The sequence below is a fragment of the Bacillus cereus genome (assembly GCF_015071065.1).
Taxonomy (GTDB): Bacteria; Bacillota; Bacilli; order Bacillales; family Bacillaceae_G; genus Bacillus_A; species Bacillus_A cereus_BA.
On sequence record NZ_VOVA01000090.1, the window covers coordinates 1 to 503 of the forward strand.

The window sequence follows — 503 nt, forward strand, 5'->3', positions numbered from 1 at the left end:
AACGGATCCGACGTTACCTCAAACAAACAAATGACTCTTGGAGAGTCGATGAAACATATATCAAAGTAAAAGGGCAATGGATGTACCTGTATCGTGCTGTTGATTCGACAGGAAGCACAATCGATTTTTGCCTAAGCAAAACAAGAGATCAGAAGGCTGCAAAGCGCTTTTTCAAGAAAGCTTTGCGGTCTTTTCATGTTTCAAAGCCTCGTGTTATAACAGTCGACAAGAATCCAGCTTATCCTATAGCAATTGAACAGTTGAAAAAAGAAAAAAGCATACCTAACGGTATGCGACTTAGACAACAAAAGTACTTGAATAATATAGTAGAACAAGATCATCGCTTTATCAAGAAACGAATCCGTTCTATGCTAGGGTTCAAATGCTTTGACACAGCTACATCCATTCTTTCTGGAGTAGAAGCTATGCATATGATTAAAAAAGAACAGATTGATTTACGGGACCAGTCTGTCCAAAATCAGAAAGAATTCATCCATCAATTG

Annotated in this window: 1 protein-coding gene; it reads left to right on the plus strand. The window is 38.0% G+C overall.

From position 1 onward, the window contains the following. On the plus strand, positions 1 to 503 hold a 503-nt coding region (locus FT637_RS29620; RefSeq protein ID WP_193649261.1), incomplete at both ends, for an IS6 family transposase.